Annotated in this window: 12 protein-coding genes; 4 read left to right on the top strand and 8 right to left on the bottom strand. The window is 52.2% G+C overall.

The genetic code is table 11. The annotated features are described in order from the left end of the window. Nucleotide 1: 1 nt before the first annotated feature. The 3 genes from H0248_RS11520 to dinG form a co-directional block, all read right to left on the bottom strand. Complete coding sequence (locus H0248_RS11520; protein ID WP_180786038.1) at nucleotides 2-313, bottom strand: protease inhibitor Inh/omp19 family protein; 312 nt, start codon at nucleotides 311-313, stop codon at nucleotides 2-4. A 107-nt stretch (nucleotides 314-420) separates the two neighbouring features. Beyond that, nucleotides 421-1,851 carry a serralysin family metalloprotease gene (locus tag H0248_RS11515; protein WP_180786037.1) on the bottom strand — a complete coding sequence of 477 codons (1,431 nt, stop codon included), beginning with the start codon at nucleotides 1,849-1,851 and terminating at the stop codon, nucleotides 421-423. 563 nt (nucleotides 1,852-2,414) lie between these two features. Beyond that, nucleotides 2,415-4,514 carry an ATP-dependent DNA helicase DinG gene (gene dinG, locus H0248_RS11510; RefSeq protein ID WP_180786036.1) on the bottom strand — a complete coding sequence of 700 codons (2,100 nt, stop codon included), beginning with the start codon at nucleotides 4,512-4,514 and terminating at the stop codon, nucleotides 2,415-2,417. 182 nt (nucleotides 4,515-4,696) lie between these two features. On the opposite strand from dinG, the gene H0248_RS11505 reads away from it, so the two are divergent. The 3 genes from H0248_RS11505 to H0248_RS22620 all read left to right on the top strand — a co-directional run bounded on the left by H0248_RS11505 (nucleotide 4,697) and on the right by H0248_RS22620 (nucleotide 6,456). Further along, entirely contained in the window at nucleotides 4,697-5,542 is an 846-nt protein-coding gene (locus H0248_RS11505) for an AraC family transcriptional regulator (protein WP_180786035.1), read from the top strand. Between the two features lie 52 nt (nucleotides 5,543-5,594). Then, on the top strand, nucleotides 5,595-6,242 hold the full coding sequence (locus H0248_RS11500) for a LysE family translocator (protein ID WP_180786034.1): 648 nt from the start codon (nucleotides 5,595-5,597) through the stop codon (nucleotides 6,240-6,242). Nucleotides 6,243-6,348: 106 nt separating this feature from the next. Then, nucleotides 6,349-6,456, top strand: a complete 108-nt coding sequence (locus tag H0248_RS22620) for a membrane protein (RefSeq protein WP_039291214.1) — start codon at nucleotides 6,349-6,351, stop codon at nucleotides 6,454-6,456. 74 nt (nucleotides 6,457-6,530) lie between these two features. Here the strand turns inward: H0248_RS22620 and idi are convergent, their stop codons facing one another. Then, on the bottom strand, nucleotides 6,531-7,070 hold the full coding sequence (gene idi / locus H0248_RS11495) for an isopentenyl-diphosphate Delta-isomerase (RefSeq protein ID WP_180786033.1): 540 nt from the start codon (nucleotides 7,068-7,070) through the stop codon (nucleotides 6,531-6,533). A gap of 105 nt (nucleotides 7,071-7,175) precedes the next feature. Further along, entirely contained in the window at nucleotides 7,176-9,482 is a 2,307-nt protein-coding gene (bglX, locus tag H0248_RS11490) for a beta-glucosidase BglX (protein WP_180786032.1), read from the bottom strand. A 397-nt stretch (nucleotides 9,483-9,879) separates the two neighbouring features. Between bglX and H0248_RS11485 the strand changes: the two genes are divergently transcribed. Further along, nucleotides 9,880-10,566, top strand: coding sequence for a glutathione S-transferase family protein (locus H0248_RS11485; protein ID WP_180786031.1), 687 nt, complete (start codon nucleotides 9,880-9,882; stop codon nucleotides 10,564-10,566). 77 nt (nucleotides 10,567-10,643) lie between these two features. Here the strand turns inward: H0248_RS11485 and pbpG are convergent, their stop codons facing one another. The 3 genes from pbpG to H0248_RS11470 all read right to left on the bottom strand — a co-directional run bounded on the left by pbpG (nucleotide 10,644) and on the right by H0248_RS11470 (nucleotide 12,668). Beyond that, entirely contained in the window at nucleotides 10,644-11,591 is a 948-nt protein-coding gene (gene pbpG, locus H0248_RS11480; protein WP_180786030.1) for a D-alanyl-D-alanine endopeptidase, read from the bottom strand. Between the two features lie 149 nt (nucleotides 11,592-11,740). Further along, the gene (locus tag H0248_RS11475; RefSeq protein WP_180786029.1) at nucleotides 11,741-12,250 is read right to left on the bottom strand and encodes a DUF6622 family protein; all 510 of its coding nucleotides are present in this window, start codon (nucleotides 12,248-12,250) and stop codon (nucleotides 11,741-11,743) included. Nucleotides 12,251-12,311: 61 nt separating this feature from the next. Continuing rightward, a complete protein-coding gene (locus tag H0248_RS11470) occupies nucleotides 12,312-12,668 on the bottom strand; it encodes an FMN-binding protein (protein WP_180786028.1) in 357 nt (118 codons plus the stop codon). Nucleotides 12,669-12,724 lie beyond the last annotated feature (56 nt).

Raw genomic sequence — 12,724 nt, 5'->3', positions numbered from 1 at the left:
GTCAGAGCTGTTTATACAACGTACGTGCACTGCCATCAGGCAATATCAGCGTATAGCCCTCTTTTTCCTTGCTAAAGAACGCCACAGACTGGCCCTGCTCTTTCGTCAGCGTGATACCGTCCGGCGTCGGCCGCCATCCCGCAGGCACATCCGGCAGCAGCGCTTTTAAACACGGCGCGTCGCCTTCAAAGCGCCAGGTGTTATCCACTAACGGCGTATTGTGCAGCACGACCTCGCACTGCTGTTCCCCGCCACGCAATTGCCATACGCCGCTTAGCTCACTTGCTGAAGGCAACTTCAAACTACTCGCCATACATCCTCCGCTTATTACACTTAACAGCGCCGCGATGATTAACTTTTTCATAGTGGCCCCAAGTCGATAACAGAAAAGGACGGGGGGGTTACCCCGTCCTTGCTACATCACACGATAAAATCGGTTGCCGCAGAAGGCTGACCAACAATATGCACAACAAAGTCTGGCGTGGTCTGATCCGCAAAATTCAGCCACAAATCGGTGGTATTGCTACCTGCATCCCAGTTAAGCAGAGCTTCATTGCCACGTCCGGTGAAGGACTCGACAAACTGCAAATCACCTTTTTGATTCAATGCTGACAGATCGATTTTATCGATGCCGCGTTGGAAATCCGTGATGGTGTCATAACCTGTCTTATAGGAAGAATCGCTCGCGCTGGCATAGACAAAAATATCTTTGCCCGCACCGCCCGTCAGCGTATCAGCACCGCTGCCGCCGTAAATAACGTCATCGCCTGCACCACCGTTCAGAATATTATTTGCATCGTTGCCGATAATAATATCGTTGCCGGAGCCGCCAATCGCGTTTTCGATCGTAACACCGTGGGCGATAGAGACGTTACCTTTCAGGCCGCCAACATCAGAGAACCCGCCTTCATTCAGGTTGATACGCTGATCGTTTCTGTAACCAGAGAAATCAAACGTATCGTTACCACCTGCATCCCAAACGGAGAAAATCAGTTTTTGGCTATTGCTGGTGGTGGCATAGAAATCACGCCCCGTATTGGAGTTGAAGCCGTATACCGTATCACCCGTACGCGTGTTCATGTTTGCGCCGTACAGATACTGGATTGCCGTGATGTCATCAATCAGCGGGCCCGCAGCATAGTGCCCCTGGAAATCGCCACCGGTGTTTTGCTCACTCCAGTAGCTCATCAGGCTGAACTGGCGCGTATCTTCCGCATAGGTCACATCGCGGTAGGTCGGGTTGCCTTCGCCCGCATTGTAAGAACCCGGGTGATTCAGACCCAGCGCATGACCGATTTCATGCGTCAGCGTCTGTTTGCCGTATTCCGTTGCCGGATTACGCACCGTGTCGGAGTTGTAGTTAAACCAGGCACTGCCCGCTGCCGAGTGATTACCCGGCATATAAGCGTAAGCCTGAGTATCGTAGTCCATCTGACCGCTTGAATCACGGGTGTAGTTACCAAACGTGATGGTAGCTTTTTGGGTAGGGCTAACCTGAGTAAACGTGAGATTGGCCACATCTGACCACGATTGCAGAGACAGTTTGGCTTGTTGTTCTTGGGCTGCACTGAATTTCACAAAACCCTGATCGCCAGAAGGAATAGACTTCACGCTCTGTAAGAACGAATAGGTCAAACTAGCGGATTTGCCGAATACGTTCGTGCCATTCCAGGTCAGACCGTCACGGACAATTTCCTTCGCTGCCAGATCGCTTGTGAACGAGGGTTTGCCATTAAGCTGTCCATCACCACGGGAGTGGTAATTATACAGATCGTACACATCACTATATCCCGTACCCGCTGCGTGCAATGCCGATTCAGCGGTATCCTTATCTTCATCTCGTAAAGCCATCTTTTCTTCTCCATAAGTCTGATCGGGATGATCAGAATCCTAAATCCCTTCATGCAATCGAGGTATTGCATGTACCGCGCATAGCCGCGGTCTACTCGTCTCCTGGGTAGATAAATCTCACTAAAAATGTTGATATCCAAAAAATGCATATAAATAAAAAATTATCTCTATAAGGAAATAATTAAGAAAGAGCGCCAATTATTTTCGTTATTATTAAATGATAAATAATAAAGTCACGGTGACTAATTTTTATTATTGGTATTGATGTGGACCGCAAGAGGAACAGATGCCGAGCGGCATTCATTTTTAAACAGAAAGGAAATTTTACTCACTGCGTTAATTTTCATCATGATACCTGTCCCTGGTTGATAAAAACCGCGCTACGTAATCACATACTTTGTCACACGTATTAACGGCATCCTTGCTGTTCCGAGACAAATCTAACAAATAAGAATAAAAAAATATAGCGCTAAATAGGGACTAATTACCCCCTTATTCGGGGGACGGATATACCCGTCATACTTCAAGTTACCTGTGCGTTGGCCGCTTTCTAGAGGAATTTGTTATGGCATGTCCCGTTGTTCAATCGGGAAGACGGGCAGCGCGGCCAGCAGCTGTGCGCCATAGCCTTTGGTCAACAGGCGCCGATCGTAAATAACGATTTCACCAAAGCAGTCATGGCTACGAATAAGGCGTCCAACCTGCTGGATGAGGTTAAACGAAGCACTGGGCAAACTTTGTACGATAAACGGATGCCGCTTGAGGCTTTTTAACCATTCGCCTTCCGTCAGAATGACCGGACTGTCGATAGGCGGGAACGCGATTTTATGGATATGCACCTGAGAAAGGAGCTCCCCTTTCAGATCCAATCCTTCCGCAAAGGACTGCAAACCAATCAGCACGCTGGTCTGGCCTTCCTGTACCCGCTGACGATGTAGCTCAACCAACCTGTAGCGCGGCTTATCTCCCTGAACCAGCAGCATCAGGCGTAAATCGGTCACCTGCGTCAGAAAGAGCTGCATCGCACGCTGGCTGGCAAACAGCATCAGTATCCCTTTATGCTTATCCTGTTTTAGCTCCGCTCGGAAAAATTTTGCCATTTCAGCAATATGCTGCGCCTCAGATTCCATCAGCGGTTCATAACGCATTTTGGGTATCACCAAACGCCCCTGCTCGCGATGGTTGAACGGCGAATCCAGCGCAATGAAGGTGTCCCCTTCCTGCTCGCTCAGGCCAGAAAGCTCCTGTATGCGCGCAAAACTGTTCAGCGAGCGCAGCGTGGCCGAGGTCATCACAACGTGCGAGATCTTTCCCCACAGCAGCCTTTCAAGTTGATCGCAGACGCGAATACCCGCACAGTGCAGGTGAAGATGCGGCTGGTTATCACGCATTTCACGCGTGATCCATTTGGAGACTGGCGCGTTCGACGATTTCTCCATCGCCGCCAGCCGCCACAGCTTGCTCATGGACTCAAGATAACCCTGTTGGCGACTCATTTTCAGCAGTGCCTGATAGACCCTCACCACGTCATGCTTGCCGGTTTTCTCGCTGAGATCGTTAAGCATATACTCCGCCAGCGCCCGCAGCGTGTCGGTCAATTTGAACAACCGCACGCAGAGTTCACGCATTTCATCCGGCATTTTGCCCATCGCAAAACGGTACTCGGTTTCCTGCCCGTCATGCGGAAGAAATAACCCGCACATTTGCGAGAAAGACAGCACGCACTCGCGGATCTCCTCACAGTGGCTGGTTAACCGCTCGCTGTTAGCGAGTCGCGGCGGTGACTTAGGGGCAAATTGCGCCATGCACTGGCCGACAAGCTGCACCAGTTGTTCCAGTTGCGCCATCATATAAGCCGGATGAATGTCGCCAGACATCTCCAGCGTATCGCGGGCAACGTCGGGAATGTGGTGTCCTTCGTCGAGCACCAGCAGGAGATTCTTAGGAGGAGGCAGTACCGATTCGCTTTCCATCGCCGCCATCACCAGCGCATGGTTGGTGACGACCACATCGGCCTGTTCGATCTCACGCCGTGCGGTGAAGAATGGGCACTCGCGGTAGTAATGGCAGTTATGCGCGAGACAGTTCGCTTTGTCGGTACTCAGCTTCTGCCACAGGCTATCGTCAATTGAATCCTGATAATGATCGCGCAGCCCATCCCAGGCATGACCTTGCAGCGCTTTTTCAAGCCGCACACAGGTGCGTTTTTCCTCCTTGCTGGCGGACATAAGTTCATCATCCAGAAAGAGCGGTAAATCCCCCTGCGCATCGGGATCGGTTGCCAACATCGCCAGATTACGTGGGCAAATATAACGACGACGGCCAAATGCAGCGGTAAATGTCAGTTCGGGAATAAACTTCTGCAACAGCGGCAAGTCTTTGCTGTAAATCTGATCCTGCAACGCCACATTCGCGGTGCTAACCACCAGCGTTTTGTCCTCCGCACGCCCTACCGCAATACCCGGAATCAGGTAAGAAAGCGTTTTCCCGACGCCGGTTGGCGCTTCAATAGCCAAATGGCGCGGGTAATCACCCGCCAGCGTTTTCGCCACTTCGGCAATCATCTGTCGCTGGGGAACGCGGGAAATAAAATCCGGGATTTGCTCTTGCAGGGCCTTATACCATTGGCCAATCTGCAATTTTATTGCGGGGGACAGCGTCATGCATACTCTGTATCTGGGTAATCTGACCGCCATTGTCCCACAGACGCCCAGCGACGTCAGCCGATATCACGTTCGCGACCATTCCGACCTCGACAATCGTCTGCCCAGCGATTAGGGTTAACTATTATTTTTATCAAACACGTATTTTTATCAACCACGGTCTTTATCGCGAGCGGTACATTATGTCTTCAGTCCACGCCATTAACCAATCATACTGGTTTTCGCCACGACTACCGCATGTTGAAAGCCGCAGCACGCGCAACAGCAGCCACGCCTATAAAACACACAGCCATGCACAATTTTCGATTGGCGCGATAGAACACGGCGAAGCGCTTTGCCATTACCGCAACGAAATGCATCACTTGCAGGTTGGCGATCTGATCTTCATCGATCCTCAACAGCCGCACAGCTGTAACCCGCTGCTCGGAAAAACACGCAGTTATCACATGCTTTATCTGGATACCGCATGGTGTCTCGATCAGATCGCGGATCACTGTGGTTATCAGGCGGAGACCTTGCGTTGCAACTGCGTTGTTCTGCGCGATCCCGCGCTGTTTATACGTTATCAGCACGTGATTGCCCTGCTGTATCGGGGGGACATTGCATCGGCAGATAACCAGCTCAAAGCGATGCTGGAGCCCATTTGGCGACAATATTGCCAGCCTGCGCCGTCCTGTTTGACCGCCTTACCCCATCATGCTTCGCAAACTACGACGCGACATGTACGCGAGCGTTTGCTGAATAATTTGCAAGAATCGCCCTCACTGGAAACGCTGGCGGAGGAGCTGAACCTCCGACGTGAAACCATCGTGCGACAGTTTCGTCACGATACTGGCATTACACCGATGGCCTTCCTGAATAATGCCCGCATTGAATATGCCAAATCGCTACTGAAACAGGGCACGCCGCTGGTGGATGCCAGCTATCAAAGTGGCTTCTGCGATCAGAGCCACTTCCACAAAACGTTTGTGCAATACACCGCCGCGACACCGGGTCAATACGCGCGATCAATATTTGACAATAAATAGCCGAACACCTTGTCTAGACTGGCCTCGATTATTTATCGAGGTCAGAAATATCATGTTTATCAATCCCCTTTTTTCCGCCGATTCGCTCTTCCCCACCCACTTTCCTGCTCTGGCGCTGGCACATTTTGTGGCGCTACTGAGCCCCGGCCCAGACTTCTTTCTACTGACAGCCTATGCCATTCGCTACCGACTGCGCGGCAGTGCGGGAATTTGTCTGGGTATTGCGCTGAGCAACGGCGTTTACATTCTGCTAGCGGCAATCGGCTGGGCAGGCATTCAACATTCGCCCACGCTGTTTACTCTCATCGAATTAGCCGGGGCGGTTTATCTGCTCTGGATTGGCTATCAGTTAGTGAAAAGTCGCTCTGTGCTATCGCTACAGGCGGAACAGCAGTCCGATCGCTGCCCGACGCTGCGTAAACAAATCCTGCTAGGGCTCGGTTCGGCGCTGTTGAACCCCAAAAACATGCTGTTCTACATCAGCCTGATGACCAGTATTCTTGGGCAGCATGTGACACCTACGCAGCAAGTCGTCAGCGGTAGCTGGATGTTTTCTGTCGTGCTGGTGTGGGATTTGTTGATCGCCGCGCTGATCGCTCGCCCGCTGATTCAGCAGCGTTTAACCCGCTGGCTTAGCCCGATTGAGCGCGGAGCAGGCGTCATTCTGATGTTTTTCGGTCTGCTGTTGTTATTTCGGTAAATGTTATTTCGGTAATGAGGGGCATTTAAAAAGCAAGGCGCGTTTCGGCCTTGTTTCATGGGCGGAAGGCTTTATAATTCGAGGCAATTAACAAAAGGATAACCTGATGACTCTTCAAAAAATCGGCATTATCAGTCTGTTTGCCCTGTTAGCCTTAGGTGGCATGTCCGGCATGATGCTCGTGGGCTACATTATTATCGAGCACGCGGGCTGAGGCTGTCGACCCACAGCGCCCGCCGACTGCACGAACGGTGCCGCACGGAAACGCGGCAATCAGCATCGCTTTAATTAATTTAGTTGTTCAGACTGAAATGTCTGCCAGTACTCAGGAATACGTGCGAAGGTCAGTTGGAACCAGGCCGTAAATTGTTCGGGCATCGTCGCCATCTGCTGGGCAATCTCGTCTATCGACTGGTATACGTAGCTCGACACTTCATCAGGATTCATCTGCGGGACGTCGTCCGTCACGCCAAAATACACATGCCCGAGCTCATGCTCAATCAGCCCGTTATCCAGCGGCAAACGATAGGTCAGCGTGAACATTGGCGTCAGCGCACAGCGTAGCCCCATTTCTTCATACAAGCGGCGATGTGCTGCCTGCAACGTCTCTTCACCGGGCGCTGGATGGCTACAGCAGGTATTACTCCATAAGCCGCCGCTGTGGTATTTCTCCTCTGCGCGCTGCTGCAATAACAACTGCTGGCGAGAGTTGAAAACATAAACGGTAATCGCACGATGTAATGCTCCTTTTACATGCGCTTCCTGCTTTTCCATTACGCCCGTTGGCCTGTCATTTTCATCAACCAGCACCACTTCAGTCAACGGCATACCCTTCTCCTGCAAAACCTGATTCTCCGGCAATGATACTGTATTACGGTCATCACAATTCGTCTNNTCTCGCCGCCGGAGTTTTCGGCGGCGAGACAAACATCATTATAGCAGGGTGAAGCTGTCGCTCTTCACACGCTGTGAATCCAGACCAATCATCACGTCGAATTTGCCGGGTTCCACCACCTGCTGCATGCGGGCATTGTAGAACTTCAGCGCGTCCTGATCGAGCGTGAAGGTGACCGTGCGGGATTCTCCCGGCTGTAGCATCACTTTCTCAAAGCCACGCAGCTCCTTCAGCGGACGGCTGATAGAAGCCACTACATCATGGAGATACAGCTGTACTACCGTTTCCCCTGCGCGGCTGCCGGTGTTTTTCACCGTTACGCTGGCGTTGATCGTCCCGTTACGCTTCATGGTCTGGCTGGACAAACGCACGTCTGACACGCTGAAGGTGGTGTAGCTCAGGCCGTAACCGAACGGATAGAGTGGCCCGTTGGCCTCATCGTAGTAGTGAGACGTATATTTGCCTGGATTTTCCGGCGTGTAAGGACGGCCTGACGGCAGATGATTGTAATAAATCGGGATCTGGCCGACGGAACGTGGGAAGGACATCGGCAGCTTGCCGGACGGGTTATAGTCACCAAACAGCACATCGGCGATCGCATTGCCCCCTTCCGTACCGCTGAACCAGGTTTCCAGTAACGCATCGGCCTGCTGATCTTCACGCACCAGCGCCAGAGGGCGTCCATTCATCAGCACCAAAACCAGCGGTTTACCCGTGGCTTTCAGCGCGGCAATCAGGTCACGCTGACCTTGCGGCAGGTCGATGTTCGAACGGCTGGACGCTTCATGCGCCATCCCAGCGGCTTCGCCGACCACTGCGACGACGACATCTGCCTTATTCGCTGCTGCCACGGCTTCATCGATCATCACCTGCGGCGGACGTTTATCCACCTGAACGGCATCTTCATACTGATTCAGGAAATCGATAATGCCTTTGTGATTACTGACGTTGGCACCTTTGGCATACAGAATAGTGGCTTTATCGCCGACGGCATTCTTCAGACCCTGATAAACGGTAATCGTCTGTTTCGCTACGCCAGCGGCAGACCAGCTTCCCATCGTATCGCGCTGGCTATCAGCCAATGGCCCCACAACGGCAATAGTGCCTTCTTTCTTCAACGGCAGCGTTTGCAGGCGGTTTTTCAACAGCACCAGACTCTTACGCGCCACGTCACGCGCATCCAGACGATGTAAGCGACTTTCCGCATTCGTATCTACCGGATCGGAACCGACTGGCCCCAAGTGACGATACGGATCTTCAAACAGCCCCATATCATATTTCACGTTCAGCACCTGACGGCAGGCATCGTCAATCTCCTGCACGCTCACCGCGCCGCTTTTCACCAGCTCAGGCAGATAGCGCACGAAATACTCGTCGCTCATGCTCATACCGATACCGGATTTAACTGCCAGACGCGATGCATCACGCGGATCGCTGGCTACGCCATGCTTAATCAGCTCTTTAATCGCGCCGTGATCGGTAATGGTGATGCCTTTGAAATTCCACTGATCGCGCAGAACGTCTTTCAGCAACCAACTGTTGGAGGTCGCTGGTGTACCGTTGATTGAGTTCAGCGCGACCATCACGCCGCTGCTGCCCGCGTCAATCGCTGCTTTGTAAGGCGGCATATAATCCTGAAACATGCGCTGAGGGCTCATGTCCACGGTGTTATAGTCACGTCCGCCTTCCACCGCACCGTAGAGTGCGTAGTGTTTTACGCTGGTCATCAACGAGTGGCGTCCGGTTACGTCATCGCCCTGAAAGGATTTGACCACCACACCAGCAATTTTGCTGGTCAACCAGGTATCTTCACCGAAGCCTTCCGACACACGACCCCAGCGCGGATCGCGGGTGATATCCACCATCGGCGCCCAGGTCATGTTCAGACCGTCTTCCGTAGCTTCATACGCCGCTACACGCGCACTTTTCGCAATCGCGTCCATATCCCAACTGGAGGCCAATCCCAGTGCGATAGGGAAAATGGTGCGCTGGCCGTGTACCACGTCGTAGGCAAAAAACAGAGGAATCTTCAGGCGGCTCAGTTGCATCACCTGATCTTGCATCACACGAATGTCCGGGCGGGTCACCGTATTAAAAATCGCGCCAACCTGGCCGTTTCGGATCATTTCCCGAATGGCTTCTTTCGGGTTATCCGTCCCGACGCTGATTAATCGGAGCTGACCGATTTTCTCTTCCAGCGTCATTTTTTTCAGCAGATCCGTGACAAACGCATCACGTTGCTGATGTGAAGCCGATAGTGAGGCCGGCGCAGACGTCAACTCCTGCGCAAACGCCGGATTACAAGCAAGTCCAATTGCTATAGTCAGTGAAGTAAGCCATTTCATTCGTTATAAAGACCCAGTCAATCCAGGCGTCAGAGCAGAATAGAATAAGGCGCTGAAGCACAAGACAGGTTGAAGATTCCGACGGTCACATCCCTTCTCTGACAAGGCGAAAAACACCTTCTCCTGCCTTAAGCGAATAAGGCTTCCCGATAGTGGTTGCCGCACCGACGCACTCAAATGCACAGCGCGTAATATAGTGCATTTATTGAGGTTTCATTTAATAAAAACTGCAAGAATAATGCTAAACGGTACGCATAATTCACATTCCCCGCCTTCCGTTTGCACCAACATCCTGACAGCGATGCACAAAACCGATAGATGAGCCGCGGCAAGGAGGATGATTTCTCCTACCTTTCGTGCTAATCCTAAGGCTTCGTTAACACAAGGAGTATCAGACATGTATCAGTTGTATATCGCCAATAAAAACTATTCGTCCTGGTCACTGCGTCCGTGGGTGCTGTTGAAAGCACTGTCGATTCCTTTCGAAGAGAAGCTGGTTGCCTTTGCGCCGGGCATGTCACAGCCGGCATTTAAGGCCTTTTCTCCGACAGCAAAAGTTCCCTGCCTGATCGATGGCGAGACCACCGTATGGGATTCATTGGCGATTACCGAATATCTGGCTGAACAACATCCCAGCGTCTGGCCTGCTGATGCCAAAACCCGCGCCTGGGCACGCTGTGCCGCTGCCGAAATGCATTCTGGCTTTACCGCACTGCGTAACACCTGCTCCATGAGTTGCGGCGTGCGCGTCAAAATGAACGACATATCGCCTGACCTCAGCAATGACATTACTCGCCTCTGCGAACTGTGGCAGGAAGGGCTAACGCGCTTTGGCGGACCGTTTCTGGCAGGAAAACAGTTTTCGGCCGTGGACGCCTTCTTTGCACCGGTTGTCTTCCGTATCAAAACCTACCAGCTTCCCGTTTCGCCGGAAGCCACTGCCTATTGCGACCATCTGCTAGCGCAGCCCGCTATGCAGCGTTGGCTACAGGACGCATTAGCGGAAACCTGGCGTGAAGCGGCGCATGATGATGAAGTGAAAAAAGCGGGTGAAGTGATAGAAGATTTTCGCGCTCAAGCGTGACAGCTCGGCACAGGCGGTGGCTCGCTCGGCCACCGTCAAGACATCCCCTTCCAAACCATCAGGAAGGGGAGTACTGATTATTCTGTTTCGATACTCGCCATGCTCTGCGGTTGGCGGGAAGCCAGTGATTTTTGTTTCTTATAGCTCAACGCGGCGGCAGGCACCTCGCTGACCTTACCGGTTTCCATCCACTTGCGCAGGCGGTTAGCATCCGCAAAGTGTGTGTATTTACCGAAGGCATCCAACACCACCAGCGCAACAGGCCGCTGGTTAATCACCGTGCGCATCACCAGACAGTGTCCCGCCTGATTCGTGAAGCCCGTTTTGGTGAGCTGAATGCTCCAGTCCGCTTTATAGACCAGATGGTTGGTGTTTCTGAACGGCTGGCTGTACGCCGGGTGGGAGAACGTCGCGGTCTTCTCCTGTGTGGTACTCAGTTGGCCCAGCAGCGGATATTGCTTGCTGGCAATCAAGAGTTTGGTGAGATCGCGGGCCGTCGATACATTATTGATAGACAGCCCGGTCGGCTCCACATAGCGCGTGTGGGCCATACCCAACGCACGGGCTTTGGCATTCATCGCGCGGATAAACGCCTGATAGCCGCCCGGATAGTGGTGCGCCAGACTGGCCGCCGCGCGGTTTTCTGATGACATCAGCGCCAATAGCAGCATGTCGCGACGGCTTATCTCACTGTTCAGACGAACGCGCGAGTAGACCCCTTTCATTTCTTTTGTCTGGCTGATATCGACAGAGATAATTTCATCCAGCGGTTGATTGGCATCCAGCACCACCAGCGCCGTCATCAGTTTCGTCACCGACGCAATCGGCACCACCACATCAGGATTACTGGAATAAAGGATGTGGTTATCACGCAGATCCACCACCATGGCGCTACCGGAAGCAATTTCCTGATGTGCAGTGCCAGCGGAGTACGTCGGTACTTTCGCTACAGCCTGAGGCAACATCACAGCATGGGTTGATAACACCAACAGGCCAAAAAGAGAAAGCTTAAAATTTTTAGTCATTCTGCAATAACTTAAACAGTATTCTGTTAAATGAAAGGGATGGGCAGCGGCATTATAATTTACCGCCCTTCCCTGCGCACTCATGCAGTAGAAAAGCTTTGTGACAAATGTTGACAGACGGTTTGAGCAACCCACTGTTTTTTATCGTGTTACGTCAGAGACAGTCTTATTTTTCGCATGTGGTTGAGCAAACGCAGGCTGACGCCGCTGAATATCCCTGCGGTAATCCCACTTGCCGCGCCGGACAGCAGGCAGAACGCGGGGTCATGTACCAACGCCGGAAACCGAGCCAGTTGGACGGAAAAATAGAAACGAGAACAAAACGTCAGCATCATTAAGCCCAACGGCCACCACGAGCCGGTGCGTTGAAAACAGCGCGACTCCGGCAGATAAGCACCTGACGTCTTCCCCCAAGTCCACCCACTCCCCAACCCAATAATCAACGCCAGTAGAAATCCGCACGCGGCAGCAAGCGGGAGCTGCAGTGTATGGAAAATTGCGCTGATACCCCACGCCATAAAAATCATCGGCACAACTAACATCCGTACCAACGATTGCTGCCGCGGCTGGCTGGCTTTTATACCGGCATAAATCAGATAACCCAAAACGATCCACACCCAATAAGGCGTGTGACGCAAAATAATCAGCAAGTTTTCCACAGCAGTACAACTCCTTCATCACTCAGGCCGTCATCAACGGTGTAGCCAAAAAACCGGTGAACTACGGCGTGACCTTGGCCTGTTCCAGCGCCTGTTTCACCGCATTAATCACGCCCTGACTCGATAACGTTGCCCCCGTTACCGCATCCACCTTGTTAATATCTTGCTTCTCAATGAGTTCCGGCACAATCTGATCCGTCGCGCTCAGCATCATCGCTTCGGTATCGCCATGCTTCAGCACTTCAGCATTCGCGATCTTCCCGTCTTTAATGCTGACCGTGACCTCAACGTCTGCCGCCTTCCCCTGCGCTTTACCGATGTAGGCACCGTCTTTATAGTGCACCACATCGCTACCATGAACGGACAGAGAGAATGCCATCACTAACGTAGTCAGCGCCGCCGAAATAGATTTTTTCATCATTTCCCCGTGTACAAATAGAACAATAAAAACAACATTTCAATAACCAAAAAAGA

The organism is Pectobacterium brasiliense (assembly GCF_013449685.1).
GTDB classification, from domain to species: Bacteria; Pseudomonadota; Gammaproteobacteria; order Enterobacterales; family Enterobacteriaceae; genus Pectobacterium; species Pectobacterium brasiliense_A.
This window is presented reverse-complemented; position numbering and strand designations above follow the sequence as displayed.

Bases quoted from the DNA above. Each gene is read 5' to 3' on its own strand.
- idi (WP_180786033.1), bottom strand. From the start codon at position 7,070: ATGCCGTTGACTGAAGTGGTGCTGGTTGATGAAAATGACAGGCCAACG.
- H0248_RS11515 (WP_180786037.1), bottom strand. From the start codon at position 1,851: ATGGCTTTACGAGATGAAGATAAGGATACCGCTGAATCGGCATTGCAC.
- H0248_RS11500 (WP_180786034.1), top strand. From the start codon at position 5,595: ATGTTTATCAATCCCCTTTTTTCCGCCGATTCGCTCTTCCCCACCCAC.
- H0248_RS11470 (WP_180786028.1), bottom strand. From the start codon at position 12,668: ATGAAAAAATCTATTTCGGCGGCGCTGACTACGTTAGTGATGGCATTC.
- H0248_RS22620 (WP_039291214.1), top strand. From the start codon at position 6,349: ATGACTCTTCAAAAAATCGGCATTATCAGTCTGTTTGCCCTGTTAGCC.
- dinG (WP_180786036.1), bottom strand. From the start codon at position 4,514: ATGACGCTGTCCCCCGCAATAAAATTGCAGATTGGCCAATGGTATAAG.
- H0248_RS11505 (WP_180786035.1), top strand. From the start codon at position 4,697: ATGTCTTCAGTCCACGCCATTAACCAATCATACTGGTTTTCGCCACGA.
- H0248_RS11485 (WP_180786031.1), top strand. From the start codon at position 9,880: ATGTATCAGTTGTATATCGCCAATAAAAACTATTCGTCCTGGTCACTG.
- pbpG (WP_180786030.1), bottom strand. From the start codon at position 11,591: ATGACTAAAAATTTTAAGCTTTCTCTTTTTGGCCTGTTGGTGTTATCA.
- H0248_RS11520 (WP_180786038.1), bottom strand. From the start codon at position 313: ATGGCGAGTAGTTTGAAGTTGCCTTCAGCAAGTGAGCTAAGCGGCGTA.
- bglX (WP_180786032.1), bottom strand. From the start codon at position 9,482: ATGAAATGGCTTACTTCACTGACTATAGCAATTGGACTTGCTTGTAAT.